We start from the raw sequence: 17,995 nt of genomic DNA, 5'->3' as shown, positions 1-17,995 counted from the left end.
TTCTTTATCTTTTTTTTTCTTTGCCATTTTTATTTCCATCTTTTATATAAATTATGTTCTATTTTCAATAAATCAAACCACTTACCAATTAGAAAATCTTCCATCTGCTCTAAAGAGCTTTGTTCTGAATAATAGGCTAATGTTGGAGGTGCAATAGTAATACCTAAGTTTGAAAGCTTTAACATATTTTCTAAAGCAATGGTAGATAAAGGCATCTCTCTAGGAGCTAGTACTACTTCTCTTTTTTCTTTTAGCATAACTGTAAAAGCTCTAGTAATTAGATTATCAGAAATACCAACTGCGCATTTAGCAAGGGTATTCATTGAACAAGGAAGAATTATCATTTTATCAGTTTTAAAAGAACCCGATGAAATAGGTGCTTCTATTTGAGATTCTTTAAATACATAGGTATTTTCTCTTTTTTTTAATACCTTGTTAATATCAAGATTTTCTTCAAGTTTTAGTGATTTTTTAGCACTTTTTGAAACTATAATAAATGCTTCAATTTCTTTTGGTAAATTTTCAACAAATTTTAACCCAAGCCTCGCACCACTAGCCCCTGTAATAGCAACAACTAATTTCAATTTTTAAAACCTTTATGATGTTTAATAAGAGATAGATATTAGCTAAAAATCACTTTATTTTCAAATCAGAAAGAAAGAATCTTATAAATAATAATAAAAAGAGACTGTGAAAACTTAAAATTAAGTAAAAGTTAAGTCAATATGTATTATCATTTTGTATAACATTTATATATTTTTATTTAAACATATTGTTTATTATTAAATATATAATTAAACTTTTTGTCTAAGGAATAATCATGTCTAAAATTTTTAGTTTTGTTAGAGTAAATAATAATAACGAGGTCTATACAAAAGAACAAAAGAAAGGTTTAGAGACTTATATAAATAAGAATAATTTCTCTATTTATCAAGCAATTGAAGTACAAATAAATACTCCAGACGATGAAAGAAATATCTTAGATTTTCTAAAAAACTGTCAATCATCTTCTACTCTTTTAGTTTATGATTTAAATGTTTTTGGAAGAACAATTGAAACTATTTTAGAGATAGTTAAATTTTTACTTTCAAATAAAATTAGAATAGTTGTTGTAAAACAAAACTTGGATTTAGTTGATGATAAAGACATGTTAACTCAGATGATTCTTGGTGTAATTTCTATGACAATCGGATTAGAAAAAGAGTTAATGAGTTTAAGAACAAAAGAAGCTTTAACTGCTAAAAAGTTAAAAGGCGAAGTTTTAGGAAAACCAAAAGGTACTATTCAAAAATCTAAGTTTGATAAACAAAGAGATAAGATTGAAGAACTTTTAGCTGTTGGTTTATCAGTTAGAAAAATTGCAAAACTACTAGGATATAATAATCATATAGGTTTAAATAATTATGTAAAAAAGAGAAATATTAGACATAACCTGCCAAATACTTTAGATATTGCAAGTTAGGTAGTTAATTTACTTTATATTTAACTCTAGTTAAATTTTTGATTTTATAATTGTTCAGTTTCAATCAAAAAGGATTAGCATGAACAAACAATTAATTTCTTCTACAACACTTTTTTTAACTTTTTCAGTTGTTGGTTTCTCTTTTGAGAAGCCAACTTATTCTATAGTCAATACTGGTCAAAATACTTATTATTCAAATAGTTCTAAAATGTTTTTTAATCCAAATGAATTTTGAATATGAATATTCAGATTCTAATAATAATTTTAAAATCCTAAAATAAATTATTATATATTATTAATACTCACTTCAAACAACTTATAGTAAAATATCCAACTTTTAAAAGAATTGGAGAAATTATGAAAGTATTATTATTAAAAGATGTACAAGGTACAGGAAAAGCTGGTGAAGTTAAAGAAGTAAAAGACGGCTATGGAAAAAATTTCCTTATTGGAAAAGGTTTAGCTTTACATGCAACAAATGACGTATTAGCAAAATATAAAGCAGAACAAAAAAGAAAAGCTGAAAAAGAAGCTCAAGAAATTGCTGATGCAAAAGAACTTTCTGAAAAATTAAATGCTACAAAATTAACAATAAAACATAAAATTGGTGCAAATGGACATTTAATTGGTTCTGTTACAAACAAAGAAGTTAGTGAAGCATTAAAAGAACAATTTTCTATAGAAATTGATAAAAAAGCTATTGCATTAAAAACTAAAATCAAAGCAGAAGGTACTTTTGAAGCTGATTGTAAATTAGGTCATGGTATTCATGCAAATTTATCTATAGTAGTTATTGGAGAATAATCAATGTTTGATGCTACTACGATACTTGCCTATAAAGGACAAGGACAAGCAGTAATTGGTGGAGATGGACAAGTTACTTTTGGAAATACTGTTCTAAAAGGTAATGCTACAAAAATTAGAAGACTTTATAAAGACCAAATACTAGCTGGATTTGCTGGAAGTACTGCAGATGCTTTTAACCTTTTTGATATGTTTGAAGGTCATCTAGAAAATACTAAAGGTGATTTATTAAAAGCAGTAGTAAATTTCTCAAAAGAGTGGAGAAAAGATAAAGTTTTAAGACGTTTAGAAGCTATGATGATAGTTTTAAATAAAGAACATATTTTTATTTTAAGTGGAACTGGTGATGTTGTTGAACCAGAAGATGGAAGTATAGCTTCAATTGGTTCTGGTGGAAATTTTGCTATTTCAGCAGCACGTGCACTTGCTAAACATTCTGAACTTAAGCCTGTTGATTTGGTAAAAGAATCACTTATGATTGCAGGAGAACTTTGTATTTATACAAACCAAAATATTAAAATATTAGAGATAGAGGATTAATAAACTTATGGATATGACACCTAAGCAAATTGTTAAATATTTAGATGATTATATTATTGGGCAAAATGATGCTAAAAAAACTATTGCTCTTGCTTTGAGAAATAGATATAGAAGAATGAATGTAGAACCAGAATTACGTGAAGAGATTATGCCAAAAAATATTTTGATGATTGGTAGTACTGGAGTTGGTAAAACAGAGATTGCAAGAAGACTTGCAAAGATGATGGGATTACCTTTTATAAAAGTAGAAGCTTCAAAATATACAGAAGTGGGTTTTGTTGGTCGAGATGTTGAATCTATGATTAGAGATTTAGTTTATGAATCTATTAATCTTGTTACAAAAGAGTATGAAAATAAAATAAAAGATAAACTAGAAGAAGAGATTAATAAACAAATTATTGAAAAACTTGTACCTTCTTTACCTGAAGGTGCTACAGATAGTGCTAGAGAGTCTTTTATTAAAACATATAATAAGATGGAAGAGAAGTTATTAAGTGGCGAGATTGATGATAGAAAAATTGAGATAGAGATTCCTAAAAAAGCCCATGTGGAAATTTTAGACTCTTCAATGCCAATGGATATGACTTCAATGCAAGAGAGTCTTAATAAGATGCTTGGTGGACTTAATAAAGAAAAAATCAAAAAAGAAGTAACAATTAAAGATGCAAGAGTTCTTTTAAGAGATGTTGCAAGTGATAAACTTTTAGACCAAGAGGCTATAAAAGTAGAAGCAGTTAAGAGAGCTGAAAATGGTGGTATAATTTTCTTAGATGAAATAGATAAAATTGCAACTGGTTCAAAAAATCAAAATCAAGATCCATCAAAAGAGGGTGTTCAAAGGGATTTACTTCCAATAGTTGAAGGAAGTTCTGTTCATACTAAATTTGGACAAATAAAAACTGATCATATTTTATTTATAGCTGCGGGTGCATTTCATGTTTCTAAACCTAGTGATTTATTACCTGAATTACAAGGAAGGTTTCCTTTAAGAGTTGAGTTAGATAATTTAGATGAAGAAGCTTTATATAAAATTTTAACAAATACAAAGAATTCTCTTTTAAGACAGTATCAAGCTTTACTAGCTGTTGAAGAAGTTGAATTAGAGTTTGATGATGAAGCTATTCATGCTTTTGCAAAATATTCAGTTACTGCAAATGAGAAAACAGAAGATATTGGTGCTAGAAGACTTCATACTGTTATAGAGAAAGTAATAGAAGATATTTCTTATGAAGCAGATGAGAAGAGTGGTGAAAAAATTATTATCACAAACGAATTAGTAAAAGAAAAGTTAGATGATATTATAGATGATGAGGATACAGCAAGATATATCTTGTAGTATTTTAATTATTTTTTTGATAGAATTAATAAATTAGCAATTGGGAGTAATATATGAAGATAGTAACTTTTAATGAATTCGATGAATCTTTAATTGACAGTAAACATACTGTAGAACATTATAATAGTGGTTCTGATGGTGATGCAGTTGTTGCGATAATTGATATTAACACAATTTTTGATTTTGAAGAAAATAAATCAAATGCATGCGAAGATAAATTTGTTTCAATTGCAGTGATTGATGATGATAGTGATTATGAAGCTTTTAAGAACTTTGGAATTGATGCATGGATTAAAGCAGATGATTTAGGTGAAATTAATGGTTTATTAAACTTAATTGAAAAAAGGTCTTTCTCATAATCATTGATACACATTGTCACTTAGACAACAAACAATATTATGATGATATTGATATTGTTATACAACGTGCACTTGAAGATGGAGTTAAAGGTTTTTTAATTCCTGGTGCAGACTTTGAAGATTTACCACAAGCAATTAAATTGGCTGAAAAGTATGATGAAGTATTTTTTGCAGTAGGAATTCATCCTTACGATATAGAACAATATGATGAATCTATTATGGAAAAATATATTAATCATCCAAAATGTATTGCAGTTGGAGAGTGTGGTTTAGATTATTATCGGCTTCCAGAAGATGAAGAAGAAAAAAAAGAAAATATTGCAAAACAAAAAGAAGTTTTTATTTCTCAAGTAGAATTTGCAAAAAAAGTTAAAAAACCTTTAATTATACACATTAGAGATGCTTCAGATGATTCAAAACAGATTTTAATAGATTATAATGCAAAAGAAGTTGGAGGTGTTTTACATTGCTATAATGCAAGTGAGCATCTTCTTCCTTTATCAGAACATAATTTTTATTTTGGAATAGGTGGGGTTTTAACTTTTAAAAATGCAAAAAAACTCGTAGAAATACTTCCTAAAATTCCACAAGATAAATTATTATTAGAAACTGATGGTCCTTATTTAACTCCTCATCCTTTTAGAGGAAAAAGAAATGAACCTGCTTATACAAACTATGTGGCAGATAAAATTTCTGAGCTACTTGAAATCAGTAAAGAAGAGGTTGAAAAAATTACTGTAAATAACACTATCTCGTTATTTAAGCAGTTTTCTACAATAATTTAGATAAAATATTACCTATTTTAAAAAATAGGATTGTATTTGAAAAAATTTATTATATTAATTATGATTTTTTCTATCTATTCACACGCTTCATTAATAGGTTCAAATTTTTCTCAAAGAGATATTCAGATACTTGAAGATTTAGATATTAAATCTTCTTTTATTACTGATTATAAGTTACAAGAAGTGTACGAACAGTTTCAAAATAGAAGAAATTCTCATAAATATGTGGAAAACTTAAACGAGGCATCGCTTTTTGTGCCTAGAGTAAAAGATATATTAAGACAAGAAGGAATTCCTGATGTTTTTATATATATGGCAATGGCAGAATCAAATTTTTCTATTGATGCAAGATCTCATGTAAGAGCTACTGGTCTTTGGCAATTTATGTCTGGAACAGCGAAAAGATATGGATTAAGAAATGATATGTATGTTGATGAAAGAATGGATTTAGTTAAATCTACATTTTCAGCGGCAAAATATCTTAATGCACTTCATGATAGATTTGGAAAATGGTATTTAGCAGCAATTTCTTATAACTGTGGTGAAGGTAGAGTAATTGAAGCAATTACAAGAGCTACTTTAGATATGTATGTTGAAAAGCACCCTGAAGAAAAAAATAGTAAGAAAATACAAGATTATAGAAAAACAATTAAAGCTTATCAACAAAGAAAAGTTCCTTTTTTTAAATTAGGACGAATTTATAAAGAAGTTTCAAAATGGGATATTAAACCTGATGTTGAAGATTTATTAATTGTTCAAAAAGGTTTAGATAGACAATATTTACCAAAAGAGAGTAGAAGATATATTCGAAAGATCATCTCTTTAGCTATGATGAATTCTCAAAATTTTATTAAGCATGATGAAAATTCACATTTACTAAATATGGGAATCTCTCAAACTATTGCTACTGTGCCAGTAAAAGGTGGATTACATTTAAAAAATGTTGCAAACTCTATTGGTATGACTTATATTGATTTATTAAAACTTAATAAACACATAAAACAGTCTATTATTCCCCCTACAGATAAATACTATACTATTAATATTCCATATAGTAGGCTAACAAGATTTAACGAAAACAGAGATGATATTCAAGATACAAAATTTGCAATTCATATTGTAAAAAGAGGAGATACTCTTTCTGGAATTTCTAGAAAGTATAAAGTTCCAACTAAATTGATAAAAGATTATAATAATTTTAAATCAAGTAGATTATCACTAAAACAAAAAATAGTTTTACCAATTCCTAGTGATATGATTGGAAAAATAAAATTTGTTGAAGAGAAAAGATCTAAAAAAAGAGTTAAAAAATATACTGTAAAAAGTGGTGATTCTTTATATTCAATTGCTAGAAAACACAAAATAGGTGTTAAAAAGCTTATGAAAGATAATAAAATGAAGAATACATTATTAAAAATTGGAGATAGACTTGTTCTTAGATAAAAAAACAATTAAATTTTCTTTTCTTGCTATTGTAAGTGCAAGTTTCATTTTTACTGGATGTTCTTCTAAATCTAGTAGTGGCCCTTATATTGGGAAAAGAGTTTATAAAGATATTCCAAAAGAGAAAATAAGAAACTCTAAAGCAATGCATAGAGCAACGATGAGACCTTATACTATTGCTGGTAAAAGATATTATCCTACACTGGCAAAAATAGGTGATGTTCAAAGAGGTATTGCTTCTTGGTATGGACCAAATTTTCATTCTAAAAAAACATCTAATGGTGAAATTTATAATATGTATGCAGACACAGCAGCACATAAAACCTTACCAATGAATACAATGGTTAGAGTTGATAATAAAGATAATGGGAAATCTGTTATTGTAAGAATAAATGATAGAGGACCTTTTGTCTCTGGTAGAATAATTGATCTTTCAAATAAAGCTGCACATGATATTGGAATGGTAAGAAAAGGTACTGCAAGAGTTAGTGTTACTGTTCTTGGATTCCATGCAAAAATTGCAAAAACAAAAGCAGAAAAAGCTGAAGTTGCGACAGTAGGAAAATATTATGTTCAAGTTGGAGCATTTAGTAGATTAGAGGGTGCGAAAATTACAAAAAGAAAATTTGAAATGGCACTTGAAAATAGATATAAAGTTGTAATTAAAAGTACAGATTTAAATAGAGTTTGGATTAGTGGATTTAGGTCAGAGGCTGAAGCTAGAGATTTTAAAGCTAATCACGATTTAAATAGTGCAATGATTATTGCTGAATAGGAATATTTATGACAGAACTTAATAGAAAAACAAAAGAAACAGATATCAAGTGTAAAATTGATATCAATGGTAATGGTACATCAAATATTAGTACCGGTGTAGGTTTTTTTGACCATATGCTAGAAGCTTTTTCTAAGCATAGTGGTATTGATATTGATTTATCATGTAATGGTGATTTACATGTAGATGCTCACCATACTGTTGAAGATTGTGGAATAGTATTAGGAAAAGCTTTAAAAGATGAAATATTCCCAATTGAAAAAGTTGAAAGATATGGAAATGCAACTGTAGTAATGGATGAAGCTTCTTCTACATGTGCTTTAGATTTATCTAATAGACCTTTTTTAGTTTATGAAGTTAATGTTTCAGGAAAGGTTGGGGAATTTGATACTGAGTTAGTTGAAGAGTTTTTTCATGCAATTGCTGGAAATGCAGGATTAACAGTACATATTATCCAAGATAGAGGAAGAAATAAGCACCATATTATCGAAGCTAGCTTTAAAGCCTTTGCTGTTGCTTTAAGACGTGCAATGGCTAAAAATGAGAAGTTAGGAATACCAAGTACTAAAGGTGTTTTATGATTAAGCTTTTAGTACTTGATGTTGATGGTACATTAACAGATGGTGGAATTACATACTCTAATAATGGAGATGAATTAAAAACATTTGATGTATCAGATGGTTTAGCAATTGCAACATGGACAAAAAAACTTGGGAAAAAAGCTGCAATAATTACTGGACGTACTTCTTTAATAGTAGAAAAACGAGCTAAAGATTTAAAAATCGAACATCTTTATCAAGGTGTTCATAATAAAGATGAAATTATAGAAAATATTCTAAAAGAAGAAAATCTTTCTTGGCATGAAGTTGCAGCTATTGGTGATGATTTAAATGATTATAAAATGCTTAAAAAAGCAGGAATATCATTTACTCCTGCTAATGGTTCTAAATATATAAAAGAGATTGTAAATGTACAATGTAACTCTTATGGTGGAAGTGGAGCAGTGAGAGAAATGATTGAATATATCATTAAAGAAGATGGTATAGAAGAGGATTTTATAAACGCATGGTTATAAGAATTTTTATCTTTGCTCTTTTGGGTTTGTCAATATTAAGTTATTTCATTCCAGTAGAAGATAAAACAAAAAAAGGTGCAAATGAAGATATTGCACTTTTGACTTTTAAAGATTCCACAATGTATACACTTACTACAGATAGTATGCATAGAATTGTAGATTCTAAAGAAGCATTGAGATATAAAAATCGAGATGTTATGTATGATGGTGTTCTAACTTTAAAAGGTAAAGATAAAAATAATAAAGAAATTACAGATGTTTTATTTTCTGATGTTATTATAAAAAGAGGTGATGATTTCAAATTTTTAAATAATGTTAAATATAGAAGAGATAATTATATTACATTAAATACAAATGAGTTATTTTATAATGATAAAACAGGTATTGCTACAAATACATTACCATTTGAAGGCACTTACTTTAATAATTATATTAAAGGGCAGAATATATATTTAAATTTGAATAAATATCATATGAAGGCAAACAAAACTCATTTTGAAGTTGAAGTTGAAAAAAAATAAAGGAATTATATTATGAAATTTTTAATAGGTTTTTTAATTTGTGTAACGTCAATTTTTGCAGATACACAAAAATTAATAATAGATGCAAGCAATTTTGAAACAAACGATGCAAAAGGTCTTTCTATATTTACAGGTGATGTAAAATTAAAAATGGCTAAAGATAAATTAAATTCTGACAAACTAGAAATTTATGTAAAACCACAAACTAAAGGTAAAGCTAAAAAACCTTTAAAATATATTGCTACAGGAAATGTAGATTTTGAAATTGTTTCAAATGAAAAGCATTATAAAGGTAAAGGTAATAAAGTAATTTATAACCCTGATAAGCAAGAATATACAGTTATTGGAAATGGTTATTTAAAAGAAGTGACAGAAGATAGAGAATTGTTTGGAGAAAAGATTTTTATTAATCAATTGACTGGAAGTGCAAAAGTTAGTGGTAGTAAGAAAAAACCTGTTAGATTTATCTTAAATATTGAAAATGGGGATAAATAATGAAAATTGTTGATGCGCAATTTTTGACTTCTGCTCAAAGTATTGTAGATTCTCCTAGTCCTGATAGAGCTGAAGTGGCTTTTTTAGGGCGTAGTAATGTTGGAAAATCATCTTTGTTAAACACTCTTGTTAATAGAAAAGGTTTAGCTAAATCATCTTCAACTCCTGGTAAAACACAGTTGATTAACTATTTTGATATTAAATTTAAGACTGAAAATGAGGAACTTCCTTATCTTTTTGCTAGATTTGTTGATTTACCTGGATTTGGTTATGCAAGAGTTTCAAAAAGTTTAAAAAAAGATTGGAATAGAAACTTAACTGGTTACTTAGAAGAGAGACCATGTTTACAAATTTTTGTTCATTTAATTGATGCAAGACATACTGATTTGGCAATTGATAAAAATGTTGATGAGTTTTTAAAACAACACAAAAGAGGTGACCAGATTATTATTAATGCTTTTACAAAAATTGATAAATTAAAGCAAAATGATTTACAAAAGCTAAAAAGAGAAAATCCAAATGGAATATTTATTTCTAATCTTAAAAAGAGAGGAATGATTGATTTACAAAATGCTATAACAGGATATTTATTTGGAAATTAATTTTTTTAAGCCTAATGTAACACATATAAAAAAGATGCAAGAAGTAGTAAAAGAAGAAGTTGATAATGGTACTATTCTTTTACGAACTGAAGATGAAATGGCAAATACAATTAGATCTTATACTGTTGTTGAAGTAGATGGTGAAATTGCTGGTTTTACCGCTTTACATATTCATTCTGCAAGACTTTCAGAGGTTAGGAGCCTTGTTGTATCAAAGAAATTTAGAGGGCTTAGTTTAGGAAAAAAACTTGTTGAATCGTGTATAGAAGAAGGTAAAAACTTAGGATTAAATCAAATTTTATCTTTAACATATCAAAAAGAATTTTTCGAAAAGTTAGGCTTTGATGAAATTGAAAAAGAACAAATACCTGAACATAAGATTTGGGCAGATTGTATTAGATGTAAATATTTCCCCAAATGTGATGAAATAGCTATGGTCTATGATTTATGAGAAGTTTATTAAAATTTGTTTTTTTAACATTTTTTATTTTAAACGCTCATGCTGAATTAAATTTTACTTTAGAAGAAAAAAACTATATAAATACTAGGGAAGTTAAAGTTGCAATGCTTCCTGACTTTCCCCCTTTTAGTATATATGAAAATGAAAAACTTGAAGGTTATTCTCACGATATTTTAGAATTAATTACTCAAAAAAGTGGTTTGAATATAAAATATGAAATAGACAATTGGCCAGTTAACCTTAAAAAGTTTAAAGAAAAAGAAGTTGATATTATAGATGCGATTTCTTTTAGAGAGAGTAGGTTAGCTTTTACTAATTATACAAAACCATATTATGAAGTACCTCTTGTAATATTTTCAAGAAAAGATTTAAATTCTTATGTGGGATTAGATTCTTTAAAAGGTAAAAAGCTAGGTATTACAAAAAATATATTTTATAAACAACAGATAAAAGATTTAGGTATATTTGAACTTGTAGAATATGATAGTTTTCAAGATAAACTAAAAGCTCTTGCTTTTGGTAAAGTAGATGTTATATTTGGACATTTATTAAGTACTCAAATAGCTATAAAAAACAGTAAATATACTAATATGAAAGTATTAGATAAATTAAATTTACCGAATTTAAAAAAAACTGATTTACGATTTGGTATAGTAAAAGATGATAAGGTTTTATACTCTATTATAAACAAAGTATTCTCTTCTTTGACAAACAAAGAATGGGACTTATTACATTCAAAGTGGATTAGTATTTACACTCCTAATGATAGCTCATATAAATCATCAATAGTAAATTTGACTGGTTCTGAAAGATCTTTTCTTATAAAAAATAATCTAAGATGTGTTACAACAAACTCTTGGGCTCCATTTAATTTTAAAGAATCAGGAAAATTAAATGGAATTTCATATGATTTTTGGAATTTAATAAAAGAAAAAACATTAATAAGCTCTAATTGTAAATCAGTGGATACTTTTCATGAAGTATTGGAATTAATTAAAAATAAAGAAGTAGATTTAACACTTTCTACTGCAATTACAGATGATAAATTGTTATATGGAAGGTTTTCTATTCCTTATGTCTCATATCCTATTGCTATTGCTACTACATTGGATAAAAGATATATATCTGATACTAAATCTTTAAATAACAAAAAAGTAGCTGTAGGAAGATCTTATAGTGCATATCAAATTTTAAAAGATAAATATCCTGATATAGATTTTGTTGAAGTAGATGATAATTTTGAGGCATTACGTTTACTTTCAAAGGGTGATGTTTATGCTGTTGTAGATATCTTACCTGTTCTCTCCCATCTTATTGGTAATTATGGTTTTAAAAACTTAAAAATTTCAGGTACTACAGAATTTGACTTTGATGTTAGAATCATGGTTAGAAATGATTATGAAGAGCTTATTCCAATAATTAATAAAGGTATAAATGCCATTAGTAAAAATGAATCCCAAGATATTAAGAATAGATGGCTTTCTGTTAAGTTTGAGAATCTAGTTAATTATTCTAAGTTATGGGAAATTGGAGTAATTATTTTAATTATTTTACTTATACTTTTTTATAGACAGTATATTTTGAATAAGCATAATAAGAAATTACAAGAAGCAAACCATGAAATCGAAATTAAAACCATTGAACTTCAACGAAAATCTCGACAGTTAGCAAAACAAAAAGAACTTTTTGAAAAGATTTATTATGAATCTTCTGATGGTATTTTTCTTATGAGTATAAATGATAAAAAGATTATAGATTGTAATGATGTTGCTTTTAAACTATTATCTTATGATAAAAAAGAAGAGTTTATAAATCTAAAAGAAGATGACCTTTTCCCTTTATATCAATTAGATGGTTTAAATTCTATTGAAAATATACATAAAATGATAAATATTGCAATTGAAAAAGGTTCAAATACTTTTGAGTTTCTTCATAGAACAAAAGATGATAAGAAGATATGGCTTGAAGTAGTATTAACTCCAATTAATATAGATGAAGAGTCTTTATTACATGTAGTTTGGAGAAATATAGACAAAAGAAAGCATATGGAAAATGAATTAAGTATCTTAACTCATAATCTAGAAGATAAAGTAAAAAAAGAAGTAAAAAAGAATGAAGAGAAAACGAAACAACTTCTTCAACAAAGTAGACTTGCACAAATGGGTGAAATGATTTCAATGATTGCACATCAATGGCGACAACCTTTAACAGCAATTTCTGCAACTACAAATAACTTATTAATTAGAATGATTATTGATGATAAAATTGAAAAAAAAGATTTACAAAAAGAGATAAATCTTATATCTGACTATTCTCAACATTTATCTATGACAATAGATGATTTTAGAAACTTTTTTAAAACTGATAAAGATAAAACAGATGCAACATTAGAAAGTATCATTGAAAATTCTATTTCAATTGTTAGAAACTCTTTACAATCAAATAATATAATACTTACTACAGATTTTCAATGTAATGAAAATCTAAATATTTTTGCAACAGAAGTTAATCAAGTAATACTTAATTTAATAAAAAATGCTGAAGATGCTTTAGTTGATAATCTTATACTTGAACCAAAAATAGTTATAAAAACGTATTGTGAAGAGAAATATTCCATTGTAGAAATAAGTGACAATGCAAATGGAATACCAGAAGATATATTAGAAAAAATCTTTGATCCTTATTTTTCTACAAAGAAGAATAAAGATGGAACAGGATTAGGGCTCTATATGAGTAAAATCATTATAAATGATCATTGTAATGGTGTTTTAAGTGTAGAAAACAGTAGTGATGGAGCAACTTTTAAAGTAAAAATACCTTTTGAATAAAGTTTTCAAAAGGTATTTTATTTAACTCTTTAAAAAATTGGAACTAGTTTATGACCTTGTGTTTGCCATCCAATTAAAGAAATAAATCCATCAGCAACTATATCCATCTCTTTAGGAATAGTACTATTCTTAACATTAAATACTTTTGTTGCAACTGCACATACTTCCATCCTAACTCCAGCTTTTTTAAGGTTTTTGATTGAATTTTGAATAGATACTAAATACTCTTCATTTTCCATTTCAAAGGCCTCATCTGGTTCTGTACTTAAAAATTTTACAGTCTCACCAATAAATACTAATACCATATTTGGTTTAACACCTTGTGATACTAAACCTTTATGAGTTCCTTCTATAATATTCATATAAAATGCTGTTTTTTTAACATTTGTAAAATCGATTAGAAAAACACTTTTTGTTTCTTTTATTCCATTTAATGCAACAGAATCATTTATCTCTTTTGCATTAGAGATAGTTGTTAACCCTAAAGCTAAAATAGCTGTTAGTAGAATTCTCTTTAATATTTTCATTTTTTTTCCCTTTATTTTAAGATTGATTTTTTAATATCTTTTTTATTTGATTTTTTATAATTACTGGTACAAAAAACATTGATACTATATATGAAATCAATGTTCCACCTATAAGTGCAACACCAAGACCTCCAAAAACTGCATCAGTAGCTAAAAGTGATGAAGCGAATACCATGGTAAGGACTGTTAAAATAATTGGCTTAGAACGTGTTGCAGTAGCTCTTGCAATTGCTTCATTTATACTCAAGTTTTTTTCTTCCACTAATTGTTTTGTAAAATCAATTATCAATGTAGAGTTTCTTGAATTAATACCTATTAGTCCAATAAATCCTATTAAAGATGTTGCTGTTAAATAAAAAGTATCACTTGTAAATAAATCCATGATTACATGGGCAAATATAACCCCTATAATAGACACAAAACTTGCAAGTACAATGCCTCCTGAAAGAGCAAAACTTTTATAATAAATAACCATCAAAAAGAATATTAATACTAAAGTAATAATAAAGGCACCACCTAAGTCTATGAAGGTATCTATAGTTACTTTTAATTCACCATCCCAAATTAATTTGAATTTCTCACCTGTTTTTATATTTTTAAACTCAAGATTTAACATATCTGATTTTATAACTTCAAAATCTTTTGAAAAGTTTTCTAAAAACTCTTTTCTTGCATCAAGTAAAGGGTAGATTTGACTATCTTTATTTGTTTCAGCAATAACATTTATCATAGGTGTTAGATTTTTTGAAGTTAGAGTTGGCTCTTTTGTAAGCTTTTTAACTTCTATTAATTCATTTAGAGGTATTGTAAAACCGTTCTTGTTTATAAGTTTTAAAGAAGAGAGTTTATCTACAATATCATCTTTTTTATTTGATTTGAAGACTCTTTGATTATCAAGTCTTAAAAAAATAGGAACTTGACTTTGTGAACCTTTTTCATTTACAACTGATAGTTCAATTCCTTTATATGCGATAAAAAGAATATTTTTTATTTGTTCTAAAGAGATACCAGTTTTTATAATTTTGTTATTGTTTAATTCAATTTCAAACTTTTCTTGTTTTTTATCTGCCATTACATCAACATCTACGAGTGTTTTTTGATTTTTAAGTACAGAAGCAATTTTGTTTGCAAAATCACGTCTACTTTCAAAATCATTTCCTCCATAAATTTCTGCAACAATAGATGCAAGTACTGGTGGACCTGCAGGAAGTTCGATTAGTTTTATATTTGCTTCATATCTATTACATTGTTGAAGTTCTTCTCTTACATTGCTTACAAAGTTATAACTTGAGATATCTCTATTTGTAGCTTTTTTTATATTTACCATAATCTCTGCTTGGGATTCTTTATCTTTTAGAGCACTTTGTTTTACTAGTGCAGCAAAATCTAAAGGTTGACCTTCTGCTATAAATACAGAAATATTAGTAACTAAATCTTTTTTTATTAAAATTTTTGAAATACATGAGGTTACTTCTTTTGTCTGCGAAGTTGAAGATCCATCTTTTAAATCTACATATACAGAAAAAGTATTTGAGTCTTTACTTGGTAACATTTTTGCTTTTACAATTTCTGTTGGAAAAGTAGCCACTGATAAAATGAATAATCCTAATGTTATAGCATATACAAATAAAGATTTAGTAGGGCTTTGTAAAGTTGAGTATATAAATTTTTCTAATTTCATTTTTTGCCCTTATAAAAATTTTCTTACTAAATATGGTGTAAATACGTATGCAACAAAAAGTGAAACTATAAGTGCAATAGGTACAAAAACAGGAAGAGGATGCATGAATTGACCCATCATTCCTCCTACAAAGAACATAGGAATAAAAGTCATAATAATTGCAATTGTTGCAATATTTGTTGCATTTCCTATTTCATTTGTAGCATTTATAGAAAGGGTTTTTATATCTAATTTATTTTTGTCTTCTTTTTTATGTCTTACAATATTTTCAATTACAATAATTGCTGCATCTACTAACATCCCTAAACTTACTATTAAGGCAAATAGAGTAATCCTATTTATTGTTTCATCCATCATAAAACCAACAAATAAGGTAAGGGATAAAATCATAGGTACAAGAAGTGATACAATCATAGCTTCTTTAAACCCTAATGAAAATATAAGTAAAATAGCAATAATAACAATAGATATTAAAAGATTTTGAACTAAAGAGTTTACTGCATTGTTTGCAGTGTATCCATCATCTCTTGTAATTACAAATTTGATATTTTTATTTTCTAAATCTTGTTTTATAGAATCTATATATTTAAAGATATTTTCGTTTATAGTAACTGAGTTTGCACCTTTTAACTTTGAAATGGTAAGTGTTAACTGTTCAATTGGCTTATCTAAAGTCTCTTTTTTATAAAGAAAAGCTTCTTTTTTATTTTGAATATCATAGCTTCTAGATATTTTTGCAATATCTTTTAAATATACAGGAGTATTAAAATTATATGAAATAATGATATTTTCTAAATCTTTTTTTGATTCAATAGCATTTTTTATACTAAGTATTGTTAAATCACCTGCTTTATTGTCTGTATTTATATTTGGTGTTGTAAGAGATAATGCTTTTATTTGTTTTGCAATTTGTCCTAATGATAGATTATATGCGGATAATTTACTTGCATCTACTTGAATATTGTATTGTTCCTTTTTTTCACCTTTTAAATCTACCAAGGCTACTTTTTCTATTTTATTTATTTCATAAGCTATTTTGCTCACTTCATTATAAAGAGAAGTTTGTGAAGTAGTGTTATCTTTTGTGTAAAATGCAATTGTTGCAATTGGAATATCTGTGTCAATATCCATTGTTTTAATAATTGGTTGCATAGCACCTTTTGGAAGTAAATCCATATTTCTCATAACTTGGTCATAGAGTTTTAAGTTTGATTCTTCTTTATCTTCTCCAATATAGTATTGAACTTGAACAATTCCTACAGAATCTTTTGCATAAGAAAAGATATGTTCAACACCTTTGATTTCTCTAATTTTACGTTCTAAAGGTTCTATTATGACTTTTTTAATTTCACTAGGTCTTGCCCCTGGAAGTGCAACTACAACTGCTCCTCCACTAACTTTTATTTGTGGATTCTCTTCTCTTGGCATAAACTCTAGAGATATCAAACCAAGAGAAAGTATAAAGATACTTAGAATAAATGTTAAAGGATGATCAATAAATGTCTTAGCTAGTTTCCCCGCAATATTTTCTTGGTTATTCATTCGTTTGCATTCCTAAAACTATTTTACTATACATGCCTGGATAGATATTTTTATCTTGTGTATCAAATGATAATTTTAAAATAAATGAATGAGTCATTTTTTGAGTATTTGGAATAATTGAAGCAATTTTTCCTGTTGTTTTTAAATCTATTGATTCTATAAATATATCTGCTTTTTGACCAATTTTTATTTTATTTAGATTACTTTCTGATATATTTGTTTTAATTTTTAAACTATTTAAATCTGATAATATAATTGCTGGATTTGAAGGCATTGCCATTTCTCCACTTTTTATACTTTTTTTGATAACAAGTCCATTATTGGGAGCCACAATTTTTAGGTATCTATATTGATTATTTACTTCATTTAATTTTGCTTTTGCAATTGAAATCATATTTTTTATATTTTTTAGTTTTAATTCTAATTGTTCAACATCATACTTAGGAACTAAGTCTTTCTCATATAGTCTTTTATATCTGTCATAGTTAGTTTGGATGTTACTTAGATTATTTTGTTGTATTTGAAGACTTAATTTAGCTTCTTCTGTCTTACTGTCAATGCTAGATGAATCTATTTCATATAATAGTTGACCTTTTTTTACAAAGTCTCCTTCATTTACATGAACTTTTTTAATATAGCCTATATATCGGCTAGTTATTATCTTTTCATTATCCGATATTACAGTACCGCTTAGTTCTAGGGCTTGAAGATTCATAATAGAGGATAATGTTATTATTAAACTAAATATATATCTTTTCAT

19 protein-coding genes and 1 pseudogene are annotated in these 17,995 nt (G+C 26.9%); 16 read left to right on the top strand and 4 right to left on the bottom strand.

Going from position 1 to position 17,995, the window contains the following annotated elements; genetic code table 11:
* Nucleotides 1-29 precede the first annotated feature (29 nt).
* Nucleotides 30-584: a UbiX family flavin prenyltransferase gene (locus BT997_RS07385; RefSeq protein WP_072680797.1), complete on the bottom strand. Its 555-nt coding sequence runs from the start codon at nucleotides 582-584 to the stop codon at nucleotides 30-32.
* 236 nt (nucleotides 585-820) lie between these two features.
* Here BT997_RS07385 and BT997_RS07380 point away from each other — a divergent pair, with 236 nt between their 5' ends.
* From BT997_RS07380 to BT997_RS15345, 16 genes are all read left to right on the top strand, one after another.
* The gene (locus tag BT997_RS07380; protein ID WP_072680796.1) at nucleotides 821-1,462 is read left to right on the top strand and encodes a recombinase family protein; all 642 of its coding nucleotides are present in this window, start codon (nucleotides 821-823) and stop codon (nucleotides 1,460-1,462) included.
* A gap of 79 nt (nucleotides 1,463-1,541) precedes the next feature.
* Nucleotides 1,542-1,697, top strand: a complete 156-nt coding sequence (locus BT997_RS15545; protein WP_174247211.1) for a hypothetical protein — start codon at nucleotides 1,542-1,544, stop codon at nucleotides 1,695-1,697.
* A 122-nt stretch (nucleotides 1,698-1,819) separates the two neighbouring features.
* Nucleotides 1,820-2,266 (top strand): 50S ribosomal protein L9, encoded by a 447-nt coding sequence (gene rplI / locus BT997_RS07375; protein WP_072680795.1) that lies wholly within the window; start codon nucleotides 1,820-1,822, stop codon nucleotides 2,264-2,266.
* 3 nt (nucleotides 2,267-2,269) lie between these two features.
* Nucleotides 2,270-2,806, top strand: coding sequence for an ATP-dependent protease subunit HslV (gene hslV / locus BT997_RS07370; RefSeq protein WP_072680794.1), 537 nt, complete (start codon nucleotides 2,270-2,272; stop codon nucleotides 2,804-2,806).
* A 7-nt stretch (nucleotides 2,807-2,813) separates the two neighbouring features.
* On the top strand, nucleotides 2,814-4,142 hold the full coding sequence (hslU, locus tag BT997_RS07365) for an ATP-dependent protease ATPase subunit HslU (protein WP_072680793.1): 1,329 nt from the start codon (nucleotides 2,814-2,816) through the stop codon (nucleotides 4,140-4,142).
* Between the two features lie 53 nt (nucleotides 4,143-4,195).
* Entirely contained in the window at nucleotides 4,196-4,501 is a 306-nt protein-coding gene (locus tag BT997_RS07360) for a hypothetical protein (RefSeq protein ID WP_072680792.1), read from the top strand.
* Nucleotides 4,498-5,286: a TatD family hydrolase gene (locus tag BT997_RS07355; RefSeq protein ID WP_072680791.1), complete on the top strand. Its 789-nt coding sequence runs from the start codon at nucleotides 4,498-4,500 to the stop codon at nucleotides 5,284-5,286. The genes BT997_RS07360 and BT997_RS07355 overlap by 4 nt, the downstream gene beginning before the upstream one ends.
* Nucleotides 5,287-5,322: 36 nt before the next feature.
* The gene (locus BT997_RS07350) at nucleotides 5,323-6,729 is read left to right on the top strand and encodes a lytic transglycosylase domain-containing protein (RefSeq protein WP_072680790.1); all 1,407 of its coding nucleotides are present in this window, start codon (nucleotides 5,323-5,325) and stop codon (nucleotides 6,727-6,729) included.
* Nucleotides 6,716-7,504: a septal ring lytic transglycosylase RlpA family protein gene (locus BT997_RS07345; RefSeq protein WP_258239445.1), complete on the top strand. Its 789-nt coding sequence runs from the start codon at nucleotides 6,716-6,718 to the stop codon at nucleotides 7,502-7,504. The genes BT997_RS07350 and BT997_RS07345 overlap by 14 nt, the downstream gene beginning before the upstream one ends.
* A gap of 8 nt (nucleotides 7,505-7,512) precedes the next feature.
* Entirely contained in the window at nucleotides 7,513-8,085 is a 573-nt protein-coding gene (gene hisB / locus BT997_RS07340; RefSeq protein ID WP_072680789.1) for an imidazoleglycerol-phosphate dehydratase HisB, read from the top strand.
* Nucleotides 8,082-8,579: an HAD family hydrolase gene (locus BT997_RS07335; protein ID WP_072680788.1), complete on the top strand. Its 498-nt coding sequence runs from the start codon at nucleotides 8,082-8,084 to the stop codon at nucleotides 8,577-8,579. Before hisB ends, BT997_RS07335 begins: the two co-directional genes overlap by 4 nt.
* Entirely contained in the window at nucleotides 8,570-9,100 is a 531-nt protein-coding gene (locus tag BT997_RS07330) for a hypothetical protein (protein WP_072680787.1), read from the top strand. Before BT997_RS07335 ends, BT997_RS07330 begins: the two co-directional genes overlap by 10 nt.
* 12 nt (nucleotides 9,101-9,112) lie before the next feature.
* Nucleotides 9,113-9,595 carry an LptA/OstA family protein gene (locus BT997_RS07325; protein ID WP_258239444.1) on the top strand — a complete coding sequence of 161 codons (483 nt, stop codon included), beginning with the start codon at nucleotides 9,113-9,115 and terminating at the stop codon, nucleotides 9,593-9,595.
* The gene (gene yihA / locus BT997_RS07320) at nucleotides 9,595-10,197 is read left to right on the top strand and encodes a ribosome biogenesis GTP-binding protein YihA/YsxC (protein ID WP_072680785.1); all 603 of its coding nucleotides are present in this window, start codon (nucleotides 9,595-9,597) and stop codon (nucleotides 10,195-10,197) included. The genes BT997_RS07325 and yihA overlap by 1 nt, the downstream gene beginning before the upstream one ends.
* Nucleotides 10,187-10,648, top strand: a complete 462-nt coding sequence (locus tag BT997_RS07315; RefSeq protein WP_072680784.1) for an N-acetyltransferase — start codon at nucleotides 10,187-10,189, stop codon at nucleotides 10,646-10,648. The genes yihA and BT997_RS07315 overlap by 11 nt, the downstream gene beginning before the upstream one ends.
* Nucleotides 10,645-13,485, top strand: coding sequence for a transporter substrate-binding domain-containing protein (locus BT997_RS15345; RefSeq protein WP_083568545.1), 2,841 nt, complete (start codon nucleotides 10,645-10,647; stop codon nucleotides 13,483-13,485). The genes BT997_RS07315 and BT997_RS15345 overlap by 4 nt, the downstream gene beginning before the upstream one ends.
* 29 nt (nucleotides 13,486-13,514) lie before the next feature.
* On the opposite strand, the gene BT997_RS07295 is transcribed toward BT997_RS15345, so the two are convergent.
* The 3 genes and pseudogenes from BT997_RS07295 to BT997_RS07280 all read right to left on the bottom strand — a co-directional run bounded on the left by BT997_RS07295 (nucleotide 13,515) and on the right by BT997_RS07280 (nucleotide 17,995).
* Complete coding sequence (locus BT997_RS07295; RefSeq protein WP_072680783.1) at nucleotides 13,515-14,012, bottom strand: DsrE family protein; 498 nt, start codon at nucleotides 14,010-14,012, stop codon at nucleotides 13,515-13,517.
* A 16-nt stretch (nucleotides 14,013-14,028) separates the two neighbouring features.
* Nucleotides 14,029-17,235, bottom strand: a pseudogene (locus tag BT997_RS15690) (efflux RND transporter permease subunit).
* A complete protein-coding gene (locus tag BT997_RS07280; protein WP_072680780.1) occupies nucleotides 17,228-17,995 on the bottom strand; it encodes an efflux RND transporter periplasmic adaptor subunit in 768 nt (255 codons plus the stop codon). The pseudogene BT997_RS15690 and the gene BT997_RS07280 overlap by 8 nt, the downstream one beginning before the upstream one ends.

It is taken from the genome of Arcobacter sp. LA11 (assembly GCF_001895145.1).
In the GTDB taxonomy this organism is placed as follows: Bacteria; Campylobacterota; Campylobacteria; order Campylobacterales; family Arcobacteraceae; genus Halarcobacter.
This window is presented reverse-complemented; position numbering and strand designations above follow the sequence as displayed.